The 23,638-nt window shown below is 70.2% G+C and carries 29 protein-coding genes; 7 read left to right on the top strand and 22 right to left on the bottom strand.

Annotation, left to right across the window (positions count from 1 at the left end; all coding sequences use genetic code 11):
* The first annotated feature begins 44 nt into the window (after positions 1 to 44).
* Positions 45 to 320, top strand: a complete 276-nt coding sequence (locus ACFPJ4_RS10035; RefSeq protein ID WP_386740269.1) for a DUF4229 domain-containing protein — start codon at positions 45 to 47, stop codon at positions 318 to 320.
* A gap of 52 nt (positions 321 to 372) precedes the next feature.
* Here ACFPJ4_RS10035 and ACFPJ4_RS10030 read toward each other — a convergent pair whose 3' ends face one another.
* Genes ACFPJ4_RS10030 through ACFPJ4_RS10015 form a run of 4 tightly spaced genes read right to left on the bottom strand, consistent with a single transcriptional unit; the run spans position 373 to position 3,416 of the window.
* Positions 373 to 1,389 (bottom strand): 1,4-dihydroxy-2-naphthoate polyprenyltransferase, encoded by a 1,017-nt coding sequence (locus tag ACFPJ4_RS10030; RefSeq protein WP_386740268.1) that lies wholly within the window; start codon positions 1,387 to 1,389, stop codon positions 373 to 375.
* A gap of 9 nt (positions 1,390 to 1,398) precedes the next feature.
* Positions 1,399 to 2,529, bottom strand: a complete 1,131-nt coding sequence (locus ACFPJ4_RS10025) for an AMP-binding protein (RefSeq protein ID WP_386740267.1) — start codon at positions 2,527 to 2,529, stop codon at positions 1,399 to 1,401.
* A gap of 48 nt (positions 2,530 to 2,577) precedes the next feature.
* On the bottom strand, positions 2,578 to 2,946 hold the full coding sequence (locus ACFPJ4_RS10020) for a hypothetical protein (protein ID WP_386740266.1): 369 nt from the start codon (positions 2,944 to 2,946) through the stop codon (positions 2,578 to 2,580).
* A gap of 20 nt (positions 2,947 to 2,966) precedes the next feature.
* Complete coding sequence (locus ACFPJ4_RS10015) at positions 2,967 to 3,416, bottom strand: hypothetical protein (protein ID WP_386740265.1); 450 nt, start codon at positions 3,414 to 3,416, stop codon at positions 2,967 to 2,969.
* A gap of 133 nt (positions 3,417 to 3,549) precedes the next feature.
* Between ACFPJ4_RS10015 and ACFPJ4_RS10010 the strand changes: the two genes are divergently transcribed.
* Positions 3,550 to 4,548, top strand: a complete 999-nt coding sequence (locus tag ACFPJ4_RS10010; RefSeq protein WP_386740264.1) for an o-succinylbenzoate synthase — start codon at positions 3,550 to 3,552, stop codon at positions 4,546 to 4,548.
* Here the strand turns inward: ACFPJ4_RS10010 and ACFPJ4_RS10005 are convergent.
* The 9 genes from ACFPJ4_RS10005 to ACFPJ4_RS09965 form a co-directional block, all read right to left on the bottom strand.
* Entirely contained in the window at positions 4,532 to 5,344 is an 813-nt protein-coding gene (locus ACFPJ4_RS10005) for an ABC transporter permease (RefSeq protein ID WP_386740263.1), read from the bottom strand. The genes ACFPJ4_RS10010 and ACFPJ4_RS10005 overlap by 17 nt on opposite strands.
* Positions 5,344 to 6,267 carry an ABC transporter permease gene (locus tag ACFPJ4_RS10000; protein ID WP_386740262.1) on the bottom strand — a complete coding sequence of 308 codons (924 nt, stop codon included), beginning with the start codon at positions 6,265 to 6,267 and terminating at the stop codon, positions 5,344 to 5,346. The genes ACFPJ4_RS10005 and ACFPJ4_RS10000 overlap by 1 nt, the downstream gene beginning before the upstream one ends.
* Positions 6,246 to 7,454: an ABC transporter substrate-binding protein gene (locus tag ACFPJ4_RS09995; RefSeq protein ID WP_386740261.1), complete on the bottom strand. Its 1,209-nt coding sequence runs from the start codon at positions 7,452 to 7,454 to the stop codon at positions 6,246 to 6,248. The genes ACFPJ4_RS10000 and ACFPJ4_RS09995 overlap by 22 nt, the downstream gene beginning before the upstream one ends.
* 33 nt (positions 7,455 to 7,487) lie before the next feature.
* Positions 7,488 to 8,576 (bottom strand): ABC transporter ATP-binding protein, encoded by a 1,089-nt coding sequence (locus ACFPJ4_RS09990; RefSeq protein ID WP_386740260.1) that lies wholly within the window; start codon positions 8,574 to 8,576, stop codon positions 7,488 to 7,490.
* Between the two features lie 98 nt (positions 8,577 to 8,674).
* Positions 8,675 to 9,718: a c-type cytochrome biogenesis protein CcsB gene (gene ccsB, locus ACFPJ4_RS09985; protein ID WP_386740259.1), complete on the bottom strand. Its 1,044-nt coding sequence runs from the start codon at positions 9,716 to 9,718 to the stop codon at positions 8,675 to 8,677.
* Positions 9,719 to 9,727: 9 nt separating this feature from the next.
* On the bottom strand, positions 9,728 to 11,452 hold the full coding sequence (gene resB, locus ACFPJ4_RS09980) for a cytochrome c biogenesis protein ResB (RefSeq protein WP_386740258.1): 1,725 nt from the start codon (positions 11,450 to 11,452) through the stop codon (positions 9,728 to 9,730).
* Positions 11,430 to 12,161 carry a cytochrome c biogenesis CcdA family protein gene (locus ACFPJ4_RS09975; protein ID WP_386740257.1) on the bottom strand — a complete coding sequence of 244 codons (732 nt, stop codon included), beginning with the start codon at positions 12,159 to 12,161 and terminating at the stop codon, positions 11,430 to 11,432. Before ACFPJ4_RS09975 ends, resB begins: the two co-directional genes overlap by 23 nt.
* Positions 12,161 to 12,760, bottom strand: a complete 600-nt coding sequence (locus ACFPJ4_RS09970; protein WP_386740256.1) for a TlpA family protein disulfide reductase — start codon at positions 12,758 to 12,760, stop codon at positions 12,161 to 12,163. The genes ACFPJ4_RS09975 and ACFPJ4_RS09970 overlap by 1 nt, the downstream gene beginning before the upstream one ends.
* 11 nt (positions 12,761 to 12,771) lie before the next feature.
* Complete coding sequence (locus ACFPJ4_RS09965) at positions 12,772 to 13,440, bottom strand: histidine phosphatase family protein (RefSeq protein ID WP_386740255.1); 669 nt, start codon at positions 13,438 to 13,440, stop codon at positions 12,772 to 12,774.
* Positions 13,441 to 13,527: 87 nt separating this feature from the next.
* Here ACFPJ4_RS09965 and aspS point away from each other — a divergent pair, with 87 nt between their 5' ends.
* Complete coding sequence (gene aspS / locus ACFPJ4_RS09960) at positions 13,528 to 14,850, top strand: aspartate--tRNA(Asn) ligase (RefSeq protein ID WP_386740254.1); 1,323 nt, start codon at positions 13,528 to 13,530, stop codon at positions 14,848 to 14,850.
* 26 nt (positions 14,851 to 14,876) lie between these two features.
* On the opposite strand, the gene ACFPJ4_RS09955 is transcribed toward aspS, so the two are convergent.
* Genes ACFPJ4_RS09955 through ACFPJ4_RS09945 form a run of 3 tightly spaced genes read right to left on the bottom strand, consistent with a single transcriptional unit; the run spans position 14,877 to position 15,935 of the window.
* On the bottom strand, positions 14,877 to 15,056 hold the full coding sequence (locus ACFPJ4_RS09955) for a YegP family protein (protein ID WP_386740253.1): 180 nt from the start codon (positions 15,054 to 15,056) through the stop codon (positions 14,877 to 14,879).
* 57 nt (positions 15,057 to 15,113) lie between these two features.
* Entirely contained in the window at positions 15,114 to 15,671 is a 558-nt protein-coding gene (locus ACFPJ4_RS09950; protein WP_386740252.1) for an NADPH-dependent FMN reductase, read from the bottom strand.
* 9 nt (positions 15,672 to 15,680) lie between these two features.
* Positions 15,681 to 15,935 carry a glutaredoxin family protein gene (locus ACFPJ4_RS09945; protein ID WP_386740251.1) on the bottom strand — a complete coding sequence of 85 codons (255 nt, stop codon included), beginning with the start codon at positions 15,933 to 15,935 and terminating at the stop codon, positions 15,681 to 15,683.
* A gap of 55 nt (positions 15,936 to 15,990) precedes the next feature.
* On the opposite strand from ACFPJ4_RS09945, the gene ACFPJ4_RS09940 reads away from it, so the two are divergent.
* Entirely contained in the window at positions 15,991 to 16,785 is a 795-nt protein-coding gene (locus tag ACFPJ4_RS09940; RefSeq protein WP_386740250.1) for an HAD family hydrolase, read from the top strand.
* 34 nt (positions 16,786 to 16,819) lie between these two features.
* Here ACFPJ4_RS09940 and ACFPJ4_RS09935 read toward each other — a convergent pair whose 3' ends face one another.
* The 4 genes from ACFPJ4_RS09935 to proC form a co-directional block, all read right to left on the bottom strand.
* Positions 16,820 to 16,918 carry a 30S ribosomal protein bS22 gene (locus tag ACFPJ4_RS09935; RefSeq protein ID WP_003792170.1) on the bottom strand — a complete coding sequence of 33 codons (99 nt, stop codon included), beginning with the start codon at positions 16,916 to 16,918 and terminating at the stop codon, positions 16,820 to 16,822.
* Between the two features lie 105 nt (positions 16,919 to 17,023).
* The gene (locus ACFPJ4_RS09930; RefSeq protein ID WP_386740249.1) at positions 17,024 to 17,218 is read right to left on the bottom strand and encodes a helix-turn-helix domain-containing protein; all 195 of its coding nucleotides are present in this window, start codon (positions 17,216 to 17,218) and stop codon (positions 17,024 to 17,026) included.
* 163 nt (positions 17,219 to 17,381) lie between these two features.
* Complete coding sequence (locus ACFPJ4_RS09925; protein WP_386740248.1) at positions 17,382 to 17,882, bottom strand: ArsR/SmtB family transcription factor; 501 nt, start codon at positions 17,880 to 17,882, stop codon at positions 17,382 to 17,384.
* Positions 17,883 to 17,940: 58 nt separating this feature from the next.
* Positions 17,941 to 18,768 carry a pyrroline-5-carboxylate reductase gene (proC, locus tag ACFPJ4_RS09920; RefSeq protein WP_386740247.1) on the bottom strand — a complete coding sequence of 276 codons (828 nt, stop codon included), beginning with the start codon at positions 18,766 to 18,768 and terminating at the stop codon, positions 17,941 to 17,943.
* Positions 18,769 to 18,790: 22 nt separating this feature from the next.
* On the opposite strand from proC, the gene ACFPJ4_RS09915 reads away from it, so the two are divergent.
* Complete coding sequence (locus tag ACFPJ4_RS09915) at positions 18,791 to 19,753, top strand: cation diffusion facilitator family transporter (protein ID WP_386740246.1); 963 nt, start codon at positions 18,791 to 18,793, stop codon at positions 19,751 to 19,753.
* A 21-nt stretch (positions 19,754 to 19,774) separates the two neighbouring features.
* On the opposite strand, the gene tadA is transcribed toward ACFPJ4_RS09915, so the two are convergent.
* Positions 19,775 to 20,260: a tRNA adenosine(34) deaminase TadA gene (gene tadA, locus ACFPJ4_RS09910; protein WP_386740245.1), complete on the bottom strand. Its 486-nt coding sequence runs from the start codon at positions 20,258 to 20,260 to the stop codon at positions 19,775 to 19,777.
* A gap of 43 nt (positions 20,261 to 20,303) precedes the next feature.
* On the opposite strand from tadA, the gene upp reads away from it, so the two are divergent.
* Both upp and ACFPJ4_RS09900 read left to right on the top strand, forming a co-directional pair.
* Positions 20,304 to 20,936: a uracil phosphoribosyltransferase gene (gene upp / locus ACFPJ4_RS09905; RefSeq protein ID WP_386740244.1), complete on the top strand. Its 633-nt coding sequence runs from the start codon at positions 20,304 to 20,306 to the stop codon at positions 20,934 to 20,936.
* A gap of 312 nt (positions 20,937 to 21,248) precedes the next feature.
* The gene (locus ACFPJ4_RS09900) at positions 21,249 to 21,998 is read left to right on the top strand and encodes a winged helix-turn-helix domain-containing protein (protein WP_386740243.1); all 750 of its coding nucleotides are present in this window, start codon (positions 21,249 to 21,251) and stop codon (positions 21,996 to 21,998) included.
* A 19-nt stretch (positions 21,999 to 22,017) separates the two neighbouring features.
* On the opposite strand, the gene ACFPJ4_RS09895 is transcribed toward ACFPJ4_RS09900, so the two are convergent.
* Positions 22,018 to 23,613: an aldehyde dehydrogenase family protein gene (locus tag ACFPJ4_RS09895; RefSeq protein WP_386740242.1), complete on the bottom strand. Its 1,596-nt coding sequence runs from the start codon at positions 23,611 to 23,613 to the stop codon at positions 22,018 to 22,020.
* Positions 23,614 to 23,638: the final 25 nt, after the last annotated feature.

The following is a 23,638-nucleotide window of genomic DNA, read 5'->3' as shown; positions in this document are numbered from 1 at the left end:
CGAGTCTAGATCGGCTCCCAGCCGCGGCGCCTAGACTGGCGCCCGTGCGCGCATGGATCCTGTTCTCGGCGGTGCGCCTCGGCCTGTTCGCGGTGCTCTTCGGGGTGCTCTACGCGCTCGCCGCCCCGACCTGGCCGTCGCTCGCGTGGCTCATCGCCGCCGTCGGCGCTGCCGTGCTGGCCTTCTGCATCTCGTACATCTTCTTCGCTCCCCTGCGCGAGCGGGTCGCCCGCGAGATCGCCGAGACCCGTGCCGGCAAGGCGCGTCCGGCCTCCGCCGGTCCGAGCGACGAAGACATCGAGGACGCGGCCGGCCGCTAGCCGAGCCCGCCGGCCGGCGCCGTCACGGCGCTGCCGCCAAGCGCCGGCACCGTCAGAACGCCAGCGCCGCCGCGAGCCCGACGCCGTACACGAAGGTGGCAAGCAGCGTGAGCTGCAGCGCGGTCACGAACTCGCGGCCGGTCTTGGCGAACAGCACGATCGCCATCGCCGGCAGCACGATGATCGCGTCGAAGAAGACGTACGGCGCGTTCAGGTAGAACACCGAGAAGAACACCAGCAGCCCCAGCGGAACGAGCATCAGCACGACGTAGAGCGCGCGCGTGCCGCGGTCGCCGAGCAGGACGGCGAGAGTGCGCTTGCGGCTCAGCGCGTCGCGTTCGCGATCGCGCAGGTTATTGACGACGAGCACGGCGGCCGCGAACGCGCCGATCGCGACGCCGCCGAGCCAGCCCTCGAGGTTGACCGTGCCGGTCTGCGTGTACACGGTCCCGGCGACCGGCACGATCCCGAAGAACACGAACACCGCGACCTCGCCGAGGGCGTAATAGCCGTACGGGTGCTTGCCCCCGGTGTAGAACCAGGCGGCCGCGAAGCAGACCGCGCCGACGGCGAGCAGCCACCACTCACCGCTGCGCCACACCAGGATGCCGCCCGCCACCGCCGCGATGCCGAAGAACACGATCGCGACGGTCAGCACCGTGCGCGGCGCGGCGCGACCCGAGCCCACCAGACGCGGAGGCCCGACCCGGTTCTTGTCGACCCCGCGGATGCCGTCCGAGTAGTCGTTCGCGAAGTTGACGGCGATCTGCAGCGCGATCGCCACGATGAGGGCGAGCACCGCGCGCACCCAGTGCTCCCACGGGTGAGCGAGCTCGACCGCGGCCGCTCCCGTGCCGAGCGCGACGGCCGCGACGGCGATCAGCAGGGTCGGCGGACGCGATCCCGCGATCCAGGTCCCCAACGTCGCGGGGCGGGCCTCGGAGGTGACCCGGCCGCCCGGATGCCCGCTCCTGCCGCGATTGCGACCGGACGTGGGCTTCGCCGGGGCTCCCCCGGGTCGGCGGTTCCCGTTGCTCGTGCGGGAGTTCTTGCTCTGCTGCTTCGCCACCGGCGCAGTCTATCCGTCGCCGCCCAGCAGCCTCGCGCGCACGGCGAGCCGGTCGACCTTGCCGCTCGCCAGTAGGGGAAGGGCATCCCAGCGCACGATACGCGCGGGGCGCGCCGCCGGTCCGAGCGCCGCCGCGACCGCCGCGCCCGCCTCGACCACCGCCTCGGCATCCAGCGTGCTGAGCGGAGCCGCGGTCACCGCGACCGGCACCTCGCCCCAGCGCTCGTCCGGGATCGCGACGACCACGGCATCCGAGAGGCCCGGCCGCTCGCGCAGCACGCGCTCGACCGCGCCCAGCGCGACCTTCACACCCCCCGAGATGAGCACGTCGTCGCGACGTCCCGTGACGGTCAGCACCTCCCCGTCGAAGCTGCCCGTGTCGGCGGTCCGGAACCAGCGGACCCCATCCGCGGTCGGGAATCGTTCGGCCGTCAGCTCGGGGTCGCCGAGGTACCCCTCGGCCAGGCCGGGGCCGCCGATCCAGACCTCGCCGTCGACGATGCGCACCTCGGTCGTGCCGATCGGGTGCCCGTCGTAGACGCATCCGCCGCTGGTCTCGCTCGAGCCGTAGCTGCGCCGCACCCGGATGCCGGCGGCGCGCGCGCGATCCAGCAGCGGTCCCGGCGTGGCCTGTCCGCCGACGAGCACGGCCGCGAAGGCCGAGAGCGCCGAGCTCGCGGCGGCGTCGTCGAGCAGGGTGGCGAGCTGGGCCGGCACCAGGGAGACGAAGCGCTCGGGGATCGTCATGCGCCCGACGGCCGCCACGAATTCCGCCGCCGTGAAGTGCTCCCCCTCGACGACGACCGGCTCGGTCTCGGCGGCGAGAGAGCGCGCCAGCACGTTGAGTCCCGCGATGTAGTGGGTCGGCAGGGCGAGCACCCACTGCCCCGGCCCGCCGAGCGCCGACTCGCTGGCCCCCGCGTTGGCGAGCAGGGCATCCGCCGAGAGGGCGACCCGTTTGGGCCGTCCCGTCGATCCGCTGGTCTCGACCACGAGGGCGATGCGCTGCTCGACCACGTCGGGCAGACCCTCGGGCACCTGCTCACCCGCCGAGACCAGCAGTGCGTCGCCCCCGGCGAGGGCCGCGCGCAAGGCGGAGAGCACCCCGGCGCCGGCCGGAACCACCGTCAGCCGCTTCATCGCGAACGCCGCGTCACGTGCTCTGGCGCGTCGACGCGCGCCCCGCGGTCATCCGGTGCCGCCGAGGGCGGTGAGGCCGTAGAGCAGCACGAGCGGGTTGCCGAGCACGGCCACGATCACGCCGACGATGCCGGCTCCGCGGCTCCAGCGCCCGACGATCGCGACGATGCCGACGACGACCGCGGCGGCGCTCAGCGCGATCGCGAGGTAGGCGAGACCGGTCGAGATCGCGAACCGCCCGCCCGACGCGACCGCGATGGCCGAGCCGGTCGCCACGAGCATGAGCAGGGCCAGTACGCTCGCCGCGATCCCAGGCCAGCGCCGCGGCCGGCGCACCCGGCGCAGGATCGTCATGCCCGGCTCGAGGCCCTCCACGGGCGCGGCGACGCTCGGCGCGGCAGGAGTCGGCTCATCCACGTCGTCAAGCCTAAGACGGCCTACGAGAACAGCCGCACGATCCAGCTCAGCACGAAGATGTTGCCGACCAGCGCCAGGATCAGACCGACGAAACCGAGCGCCCGGCCGATGCGGGCGATGACCGCGATCAGTCCGAAGAACCCCGCGACCGCGCTGAGCGGCAGGGCGATGGCGCGCACGAGCTCGATTCCCGTCAGCGAGCCGATCAGCAGGAAGCCGATCGCGGCAAGGCTCAGCCAGAAAGCGGCCATCCCCGCCCACCGCGGTCGGCGACGCGTCGTGGTTCTGAGCACGTCGCTGCGCCAGAACTGGCCGAGGGTCGGCGCCGTGGTGATGACCTCGGTGTGGCCGGCCGCCATGACCGGGATGTAGCCGGTCTGCTGCCGTTGCAGTGTCTGATTCGCCGTGTAGGTGGCGCCGATGCCGGCCGGGCGGGGCGCGCCGGGGCGGTTCGGAGGCGGAACACTCATGTCGGTCCCTTCGGCGACTGGGTCCAGCCGCCTGAGCTCAGCCTAGCCACGCGGCTCGGCGTCGGCTCGGTCCGGTGAGAATCCGTGACACCGGCGACTGCCGCCGGCGCGCGACGCGGAGCAGACTGGGGCGATGGAGCTTCCCGAGATCGACGAACTGCTCGCCGGCGCGCACGTCGTCACCCTTCCCCTGATCACCCGGTTCCGGGGCATCGAGGTGCGCGAGGCGATGCTGCTGCGCGGCCCCGAGGGCTGGACCGAGTTCTCCCCCTTCACGGAGTACGCCGACCCGGAGGCCGCGAACTGGCTGGGCGCGGCGATCGACTTCGGCTGGTCGGCACCGCCGCCCGCGCTGCGCGAGCGGATCCCCGTCAACGCCACCCTGCCCGCGGTGCCCGCGGCCGAGGTCGACGGCATCCTGGCCCGCTACGCAGGAACGCGCACGGTCAAGGTCAAGGTGGCCGAGCCCGGGCAGGTCATCGCGGATGACGTGGCCCGCGTGAAGGCGACGCGGGCGTTCCTGGGGCCGGAGGGCCGCATCCGCGTCGATGCCAACGGCGGCTGGAACGTCGACGAGGCGGAGCATGCCGCGCACGCCCTCGCCGGCTTCGACCTGGAGTATCTCGAGCAGCCCTGCGCCACGGTCGCGGAGCTGGCCGAGTTGCGCGAGCGCCTGCATGACTGGCAGCTGCCGATCGCGGCCGACGAGAGCGTGCGCAAGGCGGAGGATCCGCTCGCCGTCGCCCGGGCCGGCGCCGCCGACCTGCTGGTGATCAAGGCCCAGCCGCTGGGCGGCATCCATCGTGCCCTGCAGATCGTGGCCGAGGCCGGGCTGCCGGTGGTCGTCTCGAGCGCCCTCGACACCTCGGTCGGCATCTCGATGGGTGCCGCGCTCGCCGCCGCGATCCCCGAGCTGAACTACGACTGCGGCCTCGCGACGGTCGGCCTGTTCGAGACGGATGTCGCGATCGACCCGCTCGTCGCGGTGAACGGCGCGATCCCCGTGCGCCGGGTCGAGGTCGACGAGAGGGTGCTCGCCGACTTCGCCGCGAGCAACGACCGGCGCCACTGGTGGACCGCTCGGCTCGAGCGCTGCTATCGCCTGCTCTCGGAGCTCACACCCGGCTCGTGATCGAGTCGCCGGCCAGCCGCTGACTCAGCCACACCGGCACGATCGCGACGATGGTCAGCACCGCGGCCACCACGTTGACGACGGGGGCCTGGTTCGGGCGGAACAGGTTGCCGAAGATCCAGATCGGCAGCGTCTGCACCTCGGGGCCGGCCGTGAAGGTCGTGACGACGATCTCGTCGAAGCTCAGGGCGAAGGCGAGCAGCGCGCCGGCGACGAGGGCTCCACGGATGCTGGGGAAGGTCACGTAGCGGAAGGTCTGCCAGCCCGTTCCCCCCAGGTCGGCCGAGGCCTCCTCGAGCGAGGTGCCGAGCCGGCGCAGGCGCGCCTGCACGTTGTTGAACACGATCACGATGCAGAAGGTCGCGTGGCCGATGATGACGGTCGCCAGCCCGAGGCCGATCCCGAAGGGGCCGAGCACCGCCGTGAAGGTCGCGTTCAGGGCGATGCCGGTGACGATTCCGGGCAGGGTGATCGGCAGCACCACGAGGAAGCTGATCGTGTGACGGCCGAAGAAGCGGTAGCGCTGCACGGCGAAGGCCGCCATCGTTCCCAGGATGAGCGCGATCGCGGTGGCCCCGAGCCCGGCCAGCACCGAGGTGCCGAGCGCGTTGAGCGCTCCCGTGCTGTGCGCGGCGGCGATCCACCATTCCAGCGTCAGGCCGGTCGGGGGGAAGGAGAACGTCTTCGAGCGGTTGAAGGAGTTGATGACGATGAGGATCAGGGGCACGTAGAGCAGGGCCAGGCCGAGCCACATGCCGATGCGCAGGGCGACCCGGAACGACCTCGAGAACTCCATCAGACGTTCTCCAATGCGCCGGTGCGTCGCATCGCGACGAGATACAGGATGATCGCCAGCAGCGGCACGATCGACAGGGCCGCGGCCAGCGGCTGGTTGTTGGCCGTCACCAGCTGTCCGTAGATGAGATTGGCGAGCAGCTGGGTCTTGCCGCCGACGATCGTGACGGCGATGTAGTCGCCGAAGCTCAGCGAGAAGGTGAAGATCGAGCCGGCGGCGATGGCCGGAAAGACGAGGGGGAGCACGATGGAGCGCACCGTTCGCGCGGTCGACGCGCCGAGGTCGGCGCTCGCCTCGAACAGCGAGGTCGGCACGCGATCGAAGCCCGCGTACAGCGGGATGATCATGTACGGCAGCCACAGGTAGGCCAGCGTGATGACGACGGCGGGCAGCCCGTAGCCGGGCGAGTGCCCGCCCGTGACGATGTCGATCGGACCGTTCGGTTCGAGCAGCACGCGCCAGGCGTAGGCCTTGACCAGGTAGCTGGCCCAGAGCGGCGTCGTCACGGCCACGAGGAACAGGGCACGGGTGCGCGGGCTGGCGATCTTCGACATGTAGAACGCCATCGGAAAGGCGATCACGGCGTCGATGACGGTCACCCCGAGCGCGACCAGCAGGGTGCGCAGCGTGACCTCGCGGTACAGCGGATCGGTTACCAGCGCGGTCAGGTTGCCGAACTGGAACGCCGGCTCGACGCGCCCGGTGAAGGAGTTGACGGTCCAGAACGCCGTGATCAGCAGGATCACGATGGACCCGAGATAGGCCACCACGAGCCACAGCAGCGGTGGAGTGAGCAGCAGGCCGAGGCGGGTCTTGGGCCGGGTGGCGAAGAACGCCGACACCGGCCCCCGCCGCGACACGTCGGAGCGTGCCGCGGGGGAGCCGGTGACGGGGCCGGGTGTCAGCCCTTGATCTGCTGCCACTTGGTGGTCCACTCCGAATAGGCCGTGCAGTCGGTCTTGCCGCTGCCGTCGACGCAGTTGGTCTGCGGCGTCGTCCAGTAGTGGATCTTCGCGGCGTACGACGCGTCGAGAGCGTGGTAGCTGTCGCAGAACTTCGGATCGGTGGTCTCGGTGCAGGCCTTCGTCTGCGACGGCGCCTCGCCGAACCACTCCGCGACCTGGGCGTTGACCTTGGGCGAGGTGATCCAGTTCATCCACTGGTACATGCAGTTCGGGTGCTTCGCCTTCGCCGCGATCATCCAGGTGTCGGACCAGCCGGTCACGCCCTCCTTGGGCACGACCGTGTCGACCTTCACCTTGCCGTCGGACTGCACCAGGTTGGCGATCACCTGCCAGGTCGTCCCGACCACGGAGCTGCCCGACTCGAAGGCCTGCACCTCCTTGGTGTAGTCCGACCAGTACTCGCCGATGTTGGCGTTCTGCTGCTTGAGCAGCGCGACCGCGGCGTCGAGCTGCTTCTCGGTCAGGGCGTACGGGTCCTTGATGCCGAGCGAGGGGTCGGTCGCCTTCAGGTACAACGCCGCGTCGGCGATGTAGATCGGGGAGTCGTAGGCGGTGATCTTGCCGTGGTACGGGGAGTTCTTGTCGAAGACGACCGACCAGGAGTCGGGCGCCGTGGTCACGACGGCCGGGTTGTACATCAGCACGTTGGCGCCCCAGCCGTGCGGGATGCCGTACATCTTGCCGCCGGCCGAGTTCCAGGCCTTCATCTTGAGGAAGTCCGAGATGGTCGCGTAGTTCGAGACGAGGCTCGTGTTCACCGGGGCGACGTCGCCCCCGTAGATCAGCCGGAGCGTCGCGTCGCCCGAGGCCGAGACGCCGTCGTACTGGCCCGTGCGCATGAGCTGCACCATCTCGTCGGAGGTGCCGGCGGTCTTGGCGCTGACCTGGCATCCGGTCTGCTTCTCGAACGGCGTGACCCAGTCGACGGTCGGATCGTCGGAGCCGTCTTCGGCGTAGCCGGCCCACACGATGATGTTGAGCTTGCCCTCCCCCGCGCCGAGCTTCTTCTGCGCGGCGATGTTGGGCAGGCCGGCCGCCGACGACGTGCTGGAACCCCCACCGGTGCCGCTCGAACAGCCGGCGATCGTGACGGCCAGGGCTGCGGCGACGGCGAGCGCCGCGCCGAACTTGCGGATCCTGATCATGATGTTCCTCTCGTGTGCTGTGGATGCTGCGGGTCAGAGCTCGAGCGGTCGCAAAGCGCTTTCGTGCCAGGCGAGGGCGATCGGGTCGCCTCGCCGCAGGGCGGACGAGTCGGGGGCATCGGCATTGAGCACGGTCGCCGACAGCTGCAGCCCGTCGGGACCGGCGACGACGATGCGGGTCGTCGGGCCGGAGTAGACCACCTCGCCCACCGTGCCCTGCACGCTCAGTTCGCCGGCCGAGGCCGTGGCGCCCGCCGGGAGCACGCGGATCTTCTCGGGCCGGATCGCGTAGGTGCCCGGCCTGCCCAGCACCGACGGCGCGAGCGCCGCGGGGATCACGTTCGACGATCCGACGAAGCCCGCCACGAAGGGCGTCGCCGGGTACTCGTAGACCTCCCCCGGCGGGCCGACCTGCTCGATGCGCCCCGCGTTGAAGACCGCGAGCCGGTCGCAGAGGGTGAGGGCCTCGTCCTGATCGTGGGTGACGAAGAGGAAGGTGATGCCGACCTCGCGCTGGATCGACTTGAGTTCGAGCTGCATCTGCTCGCGCAGCTTGAGGTCGAGCGCCCCGAGGGGCTCGTCGAGCAGCAGCACCTTGGGTCGCGTCACGAGGGCCCGGGCGAGCGCCACGCGCTGCCGCTGACCGCCCGACAGCTCGCCCGGCTTGCGCGCGCCGAGGTCACCGAGCCGAACCATCTCGAGCGCCTCGCCGACCCGGCGGGTGCGCTCGGCGCCGCCGACGCCGCGCACCTTGAGGCCGTACCCGACGTTCTGCCCGACGGTCATGTGCGGGAACAACGCGTAGTCCTGGAAGACGGTGCTGACGTCGCGGCGGAAGGCCGGCAGGTTCGTCTCGTCGACCCCGCCCAGGATGACCGTGCCGCTCGTCGGCCGCTCGAAGCCCGCGATCATCCGGAGCACCGTCGTCTTGCCCGAACCCGAGGGGCCGAGCATCGCGAAGAACTCGCCGTCGCCGATCTCGAGGTCGACGGAATCGACCGCCACGACGCGACCGAAGGTCTTGCGCAGGCCGCGCAGAACGATCTGGGGCGCGGACGCCGCTGTCGTGGCCGTGGACGCGTGCTCCATGGCCGGTTCGGACGTGCTGCTCACGGGGGACATCGACCTCCGACTCTCGATTCCGACAGCGTAGCGGCTCGCGACGCTTCGGAATCAGTCGTTTTCGAGGTCAGGACGGCCGAGGTTCGCCGTCCGTGCGCTCAGAGGCCGCTGTAGGCGTGCAATCCCTTGAAGAACAGGTTGACGACCGTGAAGTTGAACATCACGGCGGTGAAGCCGATGATCGCGAGCCAGGCCGAGCGCGAGCCGCGCCAGCCCTGGGTCGCGCGGGCGTGGATATAGCCGGCGAAGGTGACCCAGATGATGAAGGTCCAGACCTCCTTGGTGTCCCAGCCCCAGTACCGGCCCCAGGCCCGCTCGGCCCAGATCGCCCCGGCCATCAGGGTGAAGGTCCAGAAGGCGAAGCCCACGACGATCACGCGGTAGGCCATGTTCTCGAGGGTCTGGGCGGCCGGGAAGGTGTTCAGCAGACGCAGCCGGCCGAAGCCCCCCGCCTCGCGCCGGGTCTGCAGCAGCTGGGCGATCGAGAGCCCGCCGCCCACCGCGAAGAAGCCGGTGCCCAGCGTCGCGACGAAGACGTGGATGACGAGCCAGGCCGACTGCAGAGCCGGCGGCAGCGGGGTGACGGCCACGTAGAAGTTCACGCTCGCGAGGCCAAGCAGCAGCACGACGATGCCCGTGATGTACGCGCCGAGGAAGCGCAGGTCGCGCCAGAGCTGGATGACGATGAAGACGCCGACGATGATCGCCGTGCCGGTCATCGCGAACTCGTAGAGGTTGGCCCACGGCACCCGGCCCGCGGCCAGGCCGCGCAGCACGAGGGCCGTCAGGTGCACGACCCAGCCGATGATGACGAGCGCGTAGCCGGTGCGCTGGAAGCGGCTGGAGAGCCCGCGGACGCCGCTGTTCGCGACCGGAGCGCCGGGGACGGCGGGCGGGGCGGCCCTGTCGACGACGGCCCTGTCGAGCACGGCCGTTGCGGTGCCCGATCCGGCATTCGCGGCCTTCGTGCCGCCGGAGGCGGCGCGGGAGGGCGAGGCCACCGCCTGCGCGTTCGCCGCACCGAGGGCGATCTGCGATCGCTTGCTCAGGTCGAGAGCGAAGGCGATGAAGGCCAGCACGTACACGGCGATGGCCGAGTAGACGGCGACGACGGAGTAGGCGGCGAGAGTTGCAGCGTTCACGGGGTCATCCTACGTTCGTGCCGGCGGCGGGCCGTCGCCAGGGCGGCCCTCCGGGGGCGGGTCGAGGTGCTGCGCGTGTCGCGCGACCAGTTCGGCGACCGCGTGGGCAAGAGTCGGATCCTCGCCGCGGGCGAGGCCCGCGTACTCGAGGCGCGTGCTGCCGCCGTCGACCGGGATCGCCGCGATCCAGACCCGGCGCCGCGGCACGAACAGGCTCAGCAGCAGGCCGCCGAGGATCAGCAGCGCGAAGGTCAGCGCGTAGATCGGCGTCGGGTCGTGGTGGATGTCGACGCTCACGTACCGCTCGACGCCGGTGAACTCGATCGATCCGAGCCCGTCCGGCAGCTCGGCGGAGCTGCCGACCGTCAGCTTCAGGCCCTCGGTGGCGGTCCTGAAACCGGCGATCTTGGTCAGCTTGTCTTCGTTGAGCGAGTACGCGTTGACGGCGACGCCCTTGTCCAGTCCCAGATCTCCCGTGAAGACCGACAGCTGCAACTGGCTCTTGCTCTCGTAGGGCGCGATCGAGCTGCACCCCGTCGTCGTCTCGACCGGGGTCGGGCAGAAGAAGCCCTGGAACGCGACCTGCTTGGCGAGGCCGTCCGGCACCTTGATGACGCCCGAGCTGGTGAGGTTGGGGTCCTGCGAGAGGAACGGCACGGCGCCGCTGAACACGACCGTGCCCTTCGGATCCTTGATCGTCACGACGGGTGCGTAGCCGTTGCCCAGCAGGTAGACCTGGGTGCCGCCGATCTCGAGCGGGGAGTTCACCTTGAGGGTCTGCTTACTCCACCCCGACCCGGGAACCCGGGTGCTGAGCGCCGCCGTGAAGTCCTTCGGCTCCCAGGTGCCGTCCTGGAAGACGTAGCTCGGCGTGAAGGTGTCGAGGCGCAACTGGAACGGCGACAACGAGTTCTCGTCGGCGAAGCGCCCCGGGTTGAACGAGTCGTAGTCGGTCAGCGCATTGGTGAAGGCCTCGCCCTTCACGAGGATCCGCTGCCCCGTGTAGCCGAAGCTGCCGAAGACGCCGACCGTGAGCAGCATGCCCACGAGGGCCATGTGGAAGATCAGGTTGCCGGTCTCGCGCAGGTAGCCGCGCTCGCCCGAGACCGTGAGCCGGGGCGCGGTTCCACTCGACGCGGCGGTCGAGCCGTCGTAGCGGGCGACGCGATAGCCCTGCCGGGCCAGCAGGGAGCGGGCGGCCGCGATCGCGGTCTCGGCATCCGTCGAGGTCGTGGTCGTGGTGTAGCCGACGAGACGCTCCAGACGGGCCGGGGTCTTCGGCGGGGCGGCGCGCAGGGCGTCGATGTGGTGCTTGAGCCGCGGGATGATGCAGCCCACCAGCGAGACGAACAGCAGCAGGTAGATGGCCGAGAACCACGGCGAGGTGAAGGTGCTGAACAGACCGAGCGAGTCGAGGATCTTGAAGGTGTCGGGGTTGTTGGTCTGGTAGGCGACGACCCCGTTCGGGTCGGAACTGCGCTGCGGCACGAGCGAGCCGGGCACCGCGGCGAGCGCGAGCAGCAGCAGCAGGATGAGCGCCGTGCGCATGCTCGTGAGCTGCCGCCAGAAGAAACGCAGATAGCCCATCGGGTTCAGCCGCGGCTGCGTGATGCCGGTCTCGGGTGCGGGAGCCGCCGAGTCGATGTGATCCGAGGGGCGCAGCGGATCGGAGACCGCCGAGGTGCCGTCGTCGGCCGCCTCGGCGCCGGTCTCAGAGCGGGTTCGCGATGCCAAGACCCGCTCCGAACGTCGTGATGAAGGCGCGCCAGACGCCCGAGACCATGAGCACGCCGATGACGATCAGGAGCGCGCCCCCCGTGATGTTGATGACACGGATGTGCCGCTTGACGAAGGCGACCGAGCCGCCGACCCAGCCGAAGCCGATCGCCACGAGCAGGAACGGAATGCCCAGCCCGATGCAGTACGCCAGCCCGACGATCAGCGCCCGGCCGAGGTCGCCCTGATCGAGCACCATCGACTGCACGGCGATGAGGGTCGGGCCGACGCACGGGGTCCAGCCGACGGCGAAGACGATGCCGAGCAGCGGCGCGCCGATCAGGCCGGTGCGCGGCTGCCAGCCGGGCTTGATCGTGCGCTGGAGGAAGCTCACCTGCCCGATGAACACGATCCCCATCAGGATCACGACGACGCCGGCGATGCGCAGGATGAGGTCGGTGTACTGGGTGACGAAGACGCCGACCGTGCCCACCAGCAGCGAGACCGCGAGGAAGACCAGCGAGAAGCCGGCGATGAACAGGGCGACGCCGAGCAGCATCCGGCTGCGGGTGCGCTCGCGCCCGCTCGTGACCCCGCTCACGTAGCCGAGGTAGCCCGGCACCAGGGGCAGCACGCACGGGGATAAGAACGACAGCAGCCCCGCGGCGATCGCGATGGGGACGGCGAACCAGAGCCCGCCGCTGAGCACGACGGCACCGGGACCCACTAGCTGCCCTCGGCCATCGTCGCCTCGATGATCGTGCCGACGAGCGACGGGCTCGTGATGAGGCCGCTGAAGCGGGCGGCGACGCGCCCCTTCTCGTCGATGATGAGGGTCGTCGGCACCGCGTTGGGTGAGATCTTGCCGTGGAACGCCAGTCGCACGGCGCCCTCGTCGGCGTCGAGAATGGACGGGTAGCTGATGCCGTGGCTCTTCTCGAAGCTCAGGGCCGTCGGGGCGGTGTCTTCGACGTTGACGCCGAGGAACACGACGCCCTTGGCCGAGTACTTCTGGTTGAGCTTCTCGAGGTCGGGCGCCTCGAGGCGGCAGGGCGGGCAGCTCGCGTACCAGAAGTTGAGCACGACCACCTTGCCGGCGTAGTCGACGCTCGAGACCCTGCCGCCGGCATCCGTCGCGCCCGAGAACGTCACGGCCGAGCCGCGATCGGCGGGGGCGATGGTCTTGGTCGTCCCGTCGGGCGAGACGTAGTTGCCGGTCGCGTTGCTCGAGTTGTAGGCGGTCGCCAGCGAGTCGTTCGAGGTGCATCCGGCCAGAGCGAGCGAGACGGCGACCGCGAGCGAAACGGCAGCGGCAACGGGTCTCACGGTGCCGGTCTTCACACTGCTCCCAGATCGATGGCTTCTGCGAGCAACTCTGCCGCAGGTTCCTGATAGTCCACCTCGACGAATCCGGCGGCGCCGGGCACCGCGACGGCGGGGTCGTGGGCGAGCGTCGTGATGCTCGACAGGGAGCAGCGGCGGCGGCGCGGGTCGGTGGCGAGCGGCTTGCCCTGCGCGGTGCGGGCCACCATCCAGATCGGCAGCTGGTGGCTCACGAGCACGACCTCGCCGCCCTCGACCCCGGCGTGCGCGTCGGCGACGGCGGCCATCATCCGGGCCGCGATCGAGGCGAAGGGTTCGCCCCACGACGGCCGCCAGGGGTTGAGCAGGTGCCGGGCGAGAAACGGATCGCGCTTCAGCGCCGCGCGGATGTTGAGGCCTTCGAAGCGATTCGCCGGCTCGATGAGCCGCTCATCGATCCTCAGCCCCTCGCCGCCCAGCCCGTCGCGGAAGCGGTCGATCCACGGCTCCGCGCTCTCCCGCGTGCGGGTGAGCGGGCTCGCGGTCACGGCCACGATCGGGCGACCCGCCAGCGACGACGCCGCGAGCTGGGCCATCCGCCGTCCGCGCTCGCTCAGATGGAACTCGGGAAGCCGCCCGTAGAGCACGCCGTCGGGGTTGAACACCTCGCCGTGGCGCACGAGGTGGATGAGGTCGGCGGGCACCCCCCGAGTCTACGGTCGAGCCGCGGGGCGGTTCCGGGCCCGACCACCACGGCTCCCCACGGGCTCGGGCCCGTAGACTCGGGGACCGTGACAATTCGCACCCTCGTCAAGAACCTCGCCGCCGCCCCCGACGGACCCGTCTCGGTCTCGGGATGGGTCGAGACGGTGCGTGATCAGAAGAAGGTGCAGTTCGTCGTGCTGCGCGACGAGTCCGGTGCCGTGCAGTTGGTGCACCCGCGCACCGACACCGAGGAGGGCTCGCAGCCGGATGCCACGGCCGCCACCATCTCGGCGCTGACGACCGGTTCGTTCCTCACGGTGGCGGGCGAGTTGAAGCACGACGAGCGCGTCAAGCTCGGAGGCCTCGAGGTCAAGATCGGCGAGCTCGAGGTAGCCGCCACGGCCCTCGACCTGCCGATCGCCGAGGATTCCAGCGTCGACAAGCGCCTCGACTACCGTTGGATCGATCTGCGCCGCCCCGAGATGAACCTGCTGTTCCGGGTGCAGACCACGTTCCTGCACGCGCTGCGCAACTGGTGGGTCGAGCACGACTTCATCGAGATCCAGACCCCGAAGCTGATGTCGTCGCCGTCGGAGTCGCGCGCCGAGCTGTTCCAGGTGCCCTACTTCGAGACCACCGCCTACCTCGCCCAGAGCCCCCAGCACTTCAAGCAGATGGCCCAGGCCGCCGGATTCGGCGGGGTCTTCGAGGTCGGGCCGGCGTTCCGGGCCGACCCGAGCTTCACCTCCCGGCACGCCACCGAGTTCGTCTCGGTCGACGCCGAGATGAGCTGGGTCGACTCGCACGAGGACGTCATGGCGATGCACGAGCAGCTGCTCGTCGCCGGCTTCACCGCCATCAAGCAGAAGCACGGCGACGAGATCGAGGCGCTGTTCGGGCTCGAGGTGACGGTGCCCACGACGCCGTTCCCGCGCATCCCGCTCGCCGAGGCGAAGAGCATCGTCGCCGAGCGCGGCTACGAGATCCCGCGGGCCGATGCCGACATGGACCCGGAGGGCGAGCGCCGCATCTCGGAGTACGTGAAGGAGCAGTACGGGCACGAGTTCGTGTTCCTCACCGACTACGCCACGAGCATCCGGCCCTACTACCACATGCGCCACGGCGACGACCCGGGCCTGACGAACAGCTACGACCTCGTCTTCAACGGCGTCGAGATCTCGACCGGCGCGCAGCGCGAACACCGCATCGACGTGCTCGTCGAGCAGGCGAAGGACAAGGGGCTCAACCCCGACGAGATCGGCGTCTACCTGGACTTCTTCCGCTACGGCGTGCCCCCGCACGGCGGATTCGGCATGGGTCTGTCGCGCGTGATCATGCTGCTGTTGCACCAGCCGTCGATCCGCGAGGTCACCTACCTGTTCCGCGGACCGAACCGCCTGGAGCCGTAGGGGCCGACCGCCGAGGCGCCCGCGGGCTACGTGAGGTCTTCGACCTTCGCGCCGGCGGCGTTCTTGACCACCGACTCGATCGCGCTCGTCGCCGAGGCCTTGGCCACGTAGTTCTCGCTCACCGCGAGGGTCTGCCCGTTCGACGCCACGATCCGCCAGAAGTACGGCTGCGTCAGGCTCTTGCCCCTGACGATCTGGAACTTCACGGCGTCGTCCTCTCCGAGTGCACGGGTCGGCGACCTTCCGCCGTCCCGATCGTCAGCCTAGGGGCGTACGACCTGACCGGCGACGGCCATGGCATGAGAGAACTCTTCGAGAGCGATGTCGAGTCGCAGTTCGAGCCCGGCCTCGACGACCTCGCCGTCGGGCAGGATCCGCGCCGCCGCCCGCGACACCGTGATCGGGTCGACGAGCACGCTGTCGAGTGCGAGCAGGGTCGGCACGAGCGCGGCCAGCCCGCGGATTCCGCCGGTCTGACCCGGCGACGCGCTCATGAGCAGCACCGGCTTGCCGTGCAGCCCGGTGGATCCGGCCAACCAGTCCAGCGCGTTCTTGGTGACTCCCGACGGGCCATGGACGTACTCGGGCGAGGCGATGATCCCGCCGCGCGCCGACTCGGCCAGCAGACGGAACTCCCGCACGACCGACGGCAGCCGATCGGGGGTGTCGAGGTCGGGGTCGAGCAGCGGCAGGTCGCGGATGAGCTCCGCGCCGACGAACAACAGCTCGGGTGACCGGCGCTCGACGGCCGTGAGCAGGGCACGGTGCAGGGAGCGTTCGCGCAGACTGCCGCAGATGGCGAGAACCGGGGTGCGCTCCATGGCGAGAGCCTAGGAGGTCGCCGCTGCCGCGTCGAGGGCCGTCCGCAGCCGCACGGCATCCACCCGCCAGATGGTGTGCACCCGATCGTCGATCAGCACGACCGGGATCTCTTCGACGTACGCGTCCATGAGCTGCGGTTCGTCGAGGATGGAGCGCTCGTCGAAGGCGACCTCCGGGTAGTCCGCGAGCACCTCGTCGACGATCCGGCGGGCATCCGAGCAGAGGTGGCAGTCGGGCTTGCCGATCAGGGTGAGACGGGTCACCGCCCCAGGCTACGTCGCGGTCGGGCCCGCGTGCCGTGCCCGATACCATGAAGCGATGTCCGAGTCGCCGAGCACGTCCGGGTCGCCGGGCGCCAGCGATCGCCCGATCCTCGCGTTCTTCGACGTCGACAACACGCTGATGCGCGGTACCAGCCTGTTCCAGCTGGGCCGCGAGGCGTGGCGCAAGCACGTCATCCGCTTCCGCGACGTGGCTCTGTTCGCCTGGCATCAGCGCCGCTTCATCGCCGTCGGCGAGAACGACGACCACCTGCGCACCGCGCGCGAGAAGGCCCTCGGCCTGGTCGGCGGCCACACCCAGGCCGAGATCCTCGAGCTGGCCGAGGCGATCTGGGAGGACAGGATCCGCCCCCGGCTGTACCCGGAGACCGTCGAGCTGACCCAGGAGCACGTCGCCAAGGGCCACGAGGTGTGGCTGGTCTCAGCCACCCCGTGGGAGATCGGCGACCTCATCGCCCGCCGGCTCAACCTGACCGGAGCGCTGGGCACCCGGATCGAGGTGGTCGACGGCGTCTACACCGGCGAGCTGATCGGTCACGTGCTGCACGCCGAGCGCAAGGCCACCGCCGTCGCAGAACTCGCGGTCGCCGCCGGGGCCGATCTCGCGGACAGCTGGGCGTACTCCGACAGCCGCAACGACATCCCGCTGCTCGAGATGGTCGGTCACCCGGTCGTCGTGAATCCGGATGCCGCGCTCGCCCATCACGCCCGCGAGTGCGGCTGGCCCGTTCTGCGCATGAGCCCGGCCAGCATGCGCGAGGCTGCTCGACGGGTGCGGCGCGACGCGCGCGCGGTGAAGAAGGGCGTCAAGAAGAACACGCGCCGGGCCTGACGGCCTGGCGCGTGCGAAGTCTGCTGACGAGCGACTACTTCTTGTTGCGACGCTGGTGACGCGTCTTGCGAAGGAGCTTGCGGTGCTTCTTCTTCGCCATGCGCTTGCGGCGCTTCTTGATGACGGAACCCATGTTCACCTCATTCGTGGAACGGACAGACGGACCGGGTCCTGATCTGAACCGCGGAAATCCAACCTGCCGAGTGTACCTGCTCCGCCTGGGCGGCGGAAAACCGGGTCAGCCGACCTGACGGTCCGGAACGGCGATGACGGCTTCGACGGCCGACTCGGGAATCCGGTACGAGCGACCGAATCGCACGGCGGGCAGCTCACCCGCGTGCACCAGCCGGTACACGGTCATGTTCGAGACGCGCATCATCTCGGCCACCTCGGCGACCGTCAAAAACCGCACGTCCGACAGATCCTTCGCCATGTCCGCCCCTGATCGCCCCGACCCTGCCCCTGTCAGCAGTGTGACCCCTGTGACAGGAGTTCTGTCGCAACAGTAGGGGTCCGCGCGCATGCCTGTAAAGCACCCGAGTGCGGCACACCCGTTCGGGGCGCGAACGAGGGGTCCCGCCGGGATCGGCTCGAGTTCAGCTGCCGCGCGGGAACTGCGGCAGTCGCGCCGCGACGCGCTTCTGCGCGCCCTGCAGTTTCTCCTGCGCCGCCTCGAGCGCGACCCGTGCGGAATGGGCCGTCTCGGCCGCTCGGCGACCGACTCGCTCGCCGACCTCCGCCCCCGCCCAGGCGACGAACACCGTCGAGGCGGCGTCCTCCGCCGGCGGACCGGACTCGGCGGTGCCGTCGTCGACGAACGGCGCGAGCCACGCCGCGGGCTCGTCGAGCGGGCGCGAGTCGAGCCGGTAGTAGCGGTGCTGTCCCTCTTCGCGCACGGTGACCAGACCGTGGTCGCGCAGCACCTTGAGGTGCTTCGACACGGTCGGCTGACTGATCCCGAGTTCCGAGACGAGCTCGCTCACCGCGACCTCGCCCGCGGTGGGACCGGATGCCGCCCCGCTCTCGGAGTGTCGCAGCAGGTGGATGAGCAGCTCGCGACGCGTCCCGTCGGCGAGCACGTCGAAGATGTCGGCCATCGTGCAAGAGTAGTCAGCCGGACCGTGAGTAGCCAGGTGCCGCCCGGCGCTCGAGGGGTTACTCGCCGCGCGCCATCTCGGCGGCGCGGGCCAGGGCCGCCGCCGTCGCCCGGTCGAAGAGGGCGGTCAGCTCGGCCTTCTCGAGCTCGCCGATGGCGCGCTGCGTCGTGCCGTTCGGGCTCGTGACGCGACGGCGCAGCTCGCCGGGATCGGCATCCGACACCGCGAGCAGCTCGGAAGCGCCACGGAAGGTCTGCTCGACCATCAGGCGCGACTGCGCCTCGTCGAAGCCGAGGTGACGGGCCGTCGCCGTGAGCTGCTCGATCAGATAGAAGACGTAGGCGGGTCCGGAACCCGAGATCGTGCTGAGGGCGTCGATCTTCGACTCGGGAACCTCGATGACGGCGCCGACCGTCTCGAACAGGGTCCGCACCAGGGCGGCGTCGGCCTCGGAGGCCCGGCTGCCCGCCGCGACCCCGGTCACGCCCAGGCGCACGATGGATGGCGTGTTGGGCATGGCCCGGAAGACCACGTTTCCGACGAGGCCCTCCATCGTCGCGATCGTGACGCCCGCGGCGACGCTCACCACGATCGCGTCGGGTTCGAGCCGATCCCGGATGTCGCCGAGCAGCCCGGGCACCATGGCCGGCTTGACCGCCACGATCACCAGCCGCGCCCCGCGCAGAGCCGTGGCGTTCGCATCCGGATCGGACTCCGTGGCCAGCGAGACGACCCCGTCGCGGCGCAGGGCGGCGGCTTTCAGCTCGGTGCGATTCGTGACCACGATCCCCTCGGCCTCGACCTCGGGGCTCAGCAGGCCCGCGAGGATCGCCCCGCCCATCGAGCCGGCTCCGAGGATGGCGATCTGCGGAAGATGTACGGTCACCGTCAAAGTGTAGGTTGGGCGGGTGAGCGCGAGCGGCGGGAACCGGGCCATCATCGCGGCGATGCTCGCGAATCTGGGCATCGCCGTCACGAAGCTGATCGCCGCCCTGTTCTCGGGCTCGGGCGCGATGCTCGCCGAGGCCGTGCACTCCTTCGCCGACACGGCCAACCAGGTGCTGCTGCTGGTCGGCGGGCGGCGCTCCCGCAAGGCGGCCGATGACGAGCACCCCTTCGGCTACGGCCGGGCCCGCTACCTCTACGCGTTCCTCGTCGCGATCATCCTGTTCACGGTCGGCGGCGCGTATTCGATCTACGAGGGCATTCACAAGCTGCAGAACCCGGAGCCGCTCGCGGTGGCCTGGCTGCCGATCGTCGTGATCGTGATCTCGCTCGTGCTCGAAGGGTTCTCGTTCCGCACCGCCCGGCGCGAATCGCTGCCGCTCAAGGGCAGCGGCTCGTGGATCTCGTTCATCCGCCGGGCCAAGGCGCCGGAGCTGCCGGTCGTGCTGCTCGAAGACACCGCCGCCCTCACCGGCCTGGTCTTCGCGTTGCTCGGGGTCGGCCTGACGATCCTGACCGGCGACCCGGTGTTCGACGCGATCGGCACCCTGTTCATCGGCGGGCTGCTGATCCTCGTGGCCGTGATCCTCGGCATCGAGACCAAGAGCCTGCTGCTCGGCGAGGGTGCGTCGCCCGACAACGTCGCCACGATCCGGGACGCGTTCAATGCGCACCCGGCCGTCGAGTCCCTCATCCACATGAAGACGCTCTACCTCGGGCCCGACGAGCTGCTGGTCGCAGCGAAGGTCGCGTTCCCGAAGGCGACCCGGCTGGTCGAGATCGCGGCGGCGATCGATGCGCTCGAGGCCGACATCCGGGCCAAGATCCCGGCCGCTCGGGTGATCTACATCGAACCGGACCTCTACCACCCGCCCGGGGACGGCAACCCGCCCACCGACGCGATCGTCATCAAGAGCACGGACTGACCCGGCCGCGGTGGGCGCGCTTCAGAGTTCGCTCGCCGCCGCACCGCGGAAGAACCCGGTCAGCAGGGCCGCGCAGTCCTGCTCGAGCACTCCGCCGATCACCTCGACCCGGTGATTGAGCCGGCGGTCGCGCAGCAGATCGTGCACGCTTCCGGCGGCGCCCGCCTTCTCGTCCCAGGCGCCGAAGACCACGCGCGGAATCCGCGCCGACAGGATCGCGCCCGCGCACAGAACGCACGGCTCGAGGGTGACCACCAGGGTCGTGTCGGTGAGATGCCAGTCGCCGCGCACCTCGGCCGCGCGCCGGATGGCGAGCACCTCGGCATGGGCGGTCGGGTCCTGCGTCTTCTCGCGCTCGTTGCGCGCCACGGCGAGCACGCTGCCGTCGGCATCGAGCAGCACGGCGCCGACCGGCACGTCGCCGGTCGAGGCGGCCAGCTCCGCCTCGGCGAGAGCGGCGCGCATGGCGTCGCGCAGTGTCTCTGCGTCGAGCGACGGTTGCGGCATCCGGGCCCCTTCGGCGGCGCGGCGCGCCGCTAGCATCGAGCCTATGCGAGTGCACGTAGCCGACCACCCCCTCGTCACCCACAAGCTGACGGTCCTGCGCGACGAGACCACGCCGTCGCCGACCTTCCGCGCCCTCGCCGAAGAGCTCGTGACGCTGCTGGCCTACGAGGCGACCCGCAACGTGCGGGTCTCTCCCGTCACCGTGACCACGCCCGTCGCCGAGGCGCATGGACTCGCGATCGGCGACCCGCGACCGCTCGTCGTCCCGATCCTGCGAGCCGGGCTCGGGATGCTGGGAGGCATGGTCAAGCTGGTCCCGACCGCTGAGGTGGGCTTTCTCGGCATGGTGCGCAACGAGCAGACCCTGCAGCCCGACATCTACGCCGAGCGCCTGCCCGACGACCTGGCCAACCGCCAGTGCTTCGTGCTCGACCCGATGCTCGCCACCGGCGGCTCGCTGATCGCGGCCATCGACTTCCTCTTCGACCGCGGCGCCGTCGACGTCACCGCGATCTGCCTCATCGCCGCGCCGGAGGGCCTCGAGGCCGTCAAGAAGGCGACCGAGGGACGCGAGGTGACGATCGTGCTCGGCGCGCTCGACGAGCGCCTCAACGAGCGCGGCTACATCGTGCCGGGGCTCGGCGACGCGGGCGATCGGCTGTACGGCACCGTCTGAGAGTTGCATTTCGTGCGTGCGTGCAAGAAACTTGCAGGCATGACCGACCTCTCGCGCACCCTGACCTCCCTTGAGGCTCCTGGGATCGCCGGCATGATGATGCCGGTGCGTGCGGTCGCGTGTTGTCGAATGTGTGCCTAGAGGCCACTCCGCTGCCGAGTTCTCATGACGAACTCCCGGACCCCCGCCGATTCCGGCGAGGAGTCTGCCCCTCTGCATTCCGACGACATACCCGTGAGGCGATCAGCTGTGGACGACCCGACTGAGGACGACCCGGCTGCGACGCCCGCATCAGACCAAGGATTCGACACCATGTCCCTTGCCACCCTCGACGCCCTGCGTCCCACCTCCCGTCCCCTCCCCGGCCGCGTCGCGACCGGATCCATCACGACCATCCCGGCCGAGCCGACCGCGACCGGAGCCGCCTCGTCGGCGCCCACGCGCATCCGCGCCGTGCCCGACGGCACCGAGGCCCGCGGCTTCGCCCTCTACGTCGGCATCGACGAGGCGAAGGCCACGGCTGCCGGCACCGACCTCGGCGAGGTCGTGCAGGCCCTGCGTCGGCTCGCGGCGCAGCTCGTGCCCGGGGCCGAGACCTACGCCTCGGTCGCCCTCGCCCCCGTCGGCGCCGGCGGGCGGGACGTGGATGTCGTACGCCTCGCCCTGCAGGACCCGGCGGCCCTCGCCAAGCGCCGTCAGGAGGTGGCGGCACCGGCGCCCGAGCCGAAGGGCGGCGTCGTGATCGACATCTCGCGCAAGCGGGTGCTGCTCGACGGCGACGTCTCGCCCTTGACCTACAAGGAGTTCGAGCTGCTGCAGTTCCTCGTGCTCCGCGAGGGACGCACGATCGACCGCTCCGAGATCATCGCCACCCTCTGGGCCGAGGGCGACGACGAGACGCCGAACGAGCGCACGATCGACGTGCACGTGCGGCGGCTCCGCTCCAAGCTCGGCGCCTACGAAGACATCGTCCGCACCGTGCGCGGCGCCGGCTACCGCTTCGACCGCCACGCGGATGTCACCATCCGCTGGGCGTCGACGCCGTCGCCCGACGTCTTCTAGCGGAACGGCCCCGCCGGAGTCAGGCGAAGAAGCCGAGGGGCTTCTGGTCGTGGTTCTCGAGCACGTTCTTGACCTCCTGGTAGTTGGTCAGGGTCTGCTGATCCGTCTCGCGACCGTACCCGGACTGCTTGTAGCCGCCGAAACCGGCACCGGCCGGGTACTGGTGATAGGTGTTGACCCACACCCGGCCCGCGCGGACATCCTGACTGGCCGCGAAGGTCACGTCGGTGTCGCGGCTCCAGACCGCGGAGCCCAGCCCGTAGATGGTGTCGTTGGCCACCTCGATCGCGTCGTCGTAGTCGTCGAAGGTCGCGACCGTGACGACGGGGCCGAAGATCTCCTCCTGGAAGACGCGCATGTCGTTGCGACCCCGGAACACCGTCGGCTCGATGTAGTACCCGCCCGCCAGGTCACCGCCCAGCTCGGCACGACGACCGCCCGCGAGCACCTCGCAGCCCTCCTGCGGCCCGAGGTCGAGGTATCCGGAGATCTTCTCCACCTGCTCCCGGCTGTTCTGCGGCCCCATCTCGGTCGCGGTGTCGAGCGGGTCGCCGACGACGATGCGCTTGACCCGATCGAGCGCGTCGTCGAGGAACCCGGCGCCGATCAGTCCCTTCTGCAGCAACGCGCGCGAGGGGCACGAGCACACCTCGCCCTTGTTCAGGGCGAACATCGTGAAGCCCTCGACCGCCTTGCGGTAGAAGTCGTCCTTCTCGCGGGCCACGTCGTCGAAGAAGATGTTCGGCGACTTGCCGCCCAGCTCCATGGTCGAGGGGATGATGTTCTTGATCGCGTACTGCATGATCTCGCGACCGGTCGCCGTCGATCCCGTGAACGCCACCTTGCCGATGTCGTCGTGCTCGACCAGGGACTTGCCCAGGGTGGCGCCGCCGCCGTTGACGATGTTGACCGTGCCCGCCGGGAGCAGATCCTGGATCAGCTCCATGACGTACAGGATCGACACCGGAGTGGCGCTGGCCGGCTTCAGCACGACCGTGTTGCCGGCAGCGAGCGCCGGCGCGAGCTTCCACGCCGCCATCAGGATCGGGAAGTTCCAGGGGATGATCTGCGCGACGACGCCGATCGGCTCGTAGTAGTGGTACGAGATCAGGTTGTTGTCGAGCTTCTTGATGTTGCCCTGCTGGGTGCGGATCGCCGCCGCGAAGTAGCGGAAGTGGTCGATCGCGAGGGGGATGTCGGCGGCGAGCGTCTCGCGCACGGGCTTGCCGTTCTCCCACGACTCGAGCACGGCGATGCTCTCCAGATGCAGCTGCAGGCGATCGGCGATCGCGTCGAGTGCCGCGGCCCGTTCGGTGGTCGACGAGCGGCTCCAGACCGGGAAGGCGGCCTTCGCCGCGGCGACCGCGAGGTCGATGTCCTCAGGGGTCGACCTCGCGTACTCGGTGAACGCGAGCCCCGTGGCCGGCGCGAGATCCTCGCCGTAGGCCCCCTTGACGGGCTTGACCCAGTCCCCGCCGATGAAGTTGTCGTAGCGGGGCTTGAGGGGCACGATGCTGCCGAGCTCGCCGGGCCGGGTGTACAGCGTGCTGCCGGAGGCGGTGGTGCGCGACGGCGCGACGGCCGAATCGGCTTTCGTGTCGGGTGAGATCGTCATGATGTTCTCCTTTGTGTGTGTCTTT

The sequence above is a fragment of the Lysinimonas soli genome (assembly GCF_042655435.1).
In the GTDB taxonomy this organism is placed as follows: Bacteria; Actinomycetota; Actinomycetes; order Actinomycetales; family Microbacteriaceae; genus Lysinimonas; species Lysinimonas soli.
Note: the sequence above shows the minus strand (reverse complement) of the source record. Positions and strands in the feature narration are given on the sequence as shown.

Coding starts and splice junctions, on each gene's coding strand:
- ACFPJ4_RS09900 (WP_386740243.1), top strand. CDS start 21,249: ATGTCCCTTGCCACCCTCGACGCCCTGCGTCCCACCTCCCGTCCCCTC.
- upp (WP_386740244.1), top strand. CDS start 20,304: ATGCGAGTGCACGTAGCCGACCACCCCCTCGTCACCCACAAGCTGACG.
- ACFPJ4_RS09990 (WP_386740260.1), bottom strand. CDS start 8,576: ATGTCCCCCGTGAGCAGCACGTCCGAACCGGCCATGGAGCACGCGTCC.
- ACFPJ4_RS09995 (WP_386740261.1), bottom strand. CDS start 7,454: ATGATCAGGATCCGCAAGTTCGGCGCGGCGCTCGCCGTCGCCGCAGCC.
- ACFPJ4_RS10010 (WP_386740264.1), top strand. CDS start 3,550: ATGGAGCTTCCCGAGATCGACGAACTGCTCGCCGGCGCGCACGTCGTC.
- tadA (WP_386740245.1), bottom strand. CDS start 20,260: ATGCCGCAACCGTCGCTCGACGCAGAGACACTGCGCGACGCCATGCGC.
- ACFPJ4_RS10015 (WP_386740265.1), bottom strand. CDS start 3,416: ATGAGTGTTCCGCCTCCGAACCGCCCCGGCGCGCCCCGCCCGGCCGGC.
- ACFPJ4_RS10025 (WP_386740267.1), bottom strand. CDS start 2,529: ATGAAGCGGCTGACGGTGGTTCCGGCCGGCGCCGGGGTGCTCTCCGCC.
- ACFPJ4_RS09935 (WP_003792170.1), bottom strand. CDS start 16,918: ATGGGTTCCGTCATCAAGAAGCGCCGCAAGCGCATGGCGAAGAAGAAG.
- ACFPJ4_RS09940 (WP_386740250.1), top strand. CDS start 15,991: ATGTCCGAGTCGCCGAGCACGTCCGGGTCGCCGGGCGCCAGCGATCGC.
- ACFPJ4_RS10005 (WP_386740263.1), bottom strand. CDS start 5,344: ATGGAGTTCTCGAGGTCGTTCCGGGTCGCCCTGCGCATCGGCATGTGG.
- ACFPJ4_RS09950 (WP_386740252.1), bottom strand. CDS start 15,671: ATGGAGCGCACCCCGGTTCTCGCCATCTGCGGCAGTCTGCGCGAACGC.
- ACFPJ4_RS09895 (WP_386740242.1), bottom strand. CDS start 23,613: ATGACGATCTCACCCGACACGAAAGCCGATTCGGCCGTCGCGCCGTCG.
- ACFPJ4_RS09925 (WP_386740248.1), bottom strand. CDS start 17,882: ATGGCCGACATCTTCGACGTGCTCGCCGACGGGACGCGTCGCGAGCTG.
- ACFPJ4_RS09930 (WP_386740249.1), bottom strand. CDS start 17,218: ATGGCGAAGGATCTGTCGGACGTGCGGTTTTTGACGGTCGCCGAGGTG.